The sequence below is a fragment of the Algoriphagus sp. oki45 genome, assembly GCF_036245605.1.
Taxonomy (GTDB): Bacteria; Bacteroidota; Bacteroidia; order Cytophagales; family Cyclobacteriaceae; genus Algoriphagus.
The window spans coordinates 1-414 of record NZ_BTPC01000018.1 but is presented as its reverse complement, the minus strand read 5'-3'; the positions used below and the strand labels follow the sequence as shown (position 1 = coordinate 414).

General features: G+C 49.3%; 1 protein-coding gene. It reads right to left on the bottom strand.

Translation table 11 applies throughout. From position 1 onward, the window contains the following. A partial coding sequence (locus AAA942_RS20240) for an IS91 family transposase (protein WP_338222127.1) occupies positions 1-414 on the bottom strand: 414 nt, incomplete at both ends.

The following is a 414-nucleotide window of genomic DNA, read 5'->3' as shown; positions in this document are numbered from 1 at the left end:
TGGATTAGCGGAATGGTGAGCTGCTTTGCCGAACTTCCCAATATTCCAAAGTGTCGGATCCGAACCAGTCCTTTGGGCAGAATATGCATGGAGAATCGCCGGATAAACTCCAGATTGTCCAGACTCATCTCCAACTTTTGGGCTCCCTGACGATAGTCTTTGTAGCTGAACCTAGTCTGTGCTGGACCAATGTCCAGAATCCGGTGATTGGAGATCGCTACTTTGTGGGTATACCTGCCCAGGTATTCGAGGACTGCTTTGGGATGTCCAAAGGGCCGCTTGGCATAGACTACCCACTCTTTTTTGAAGAGCTGATCGATCAATTCCTTCTCCGGTATGACTCGGGACTTGAGTGCTTTGACATACTTGGCGCGAAAGACTTTGCTCATCGCCTTGACCGGAAACAGGTATTTG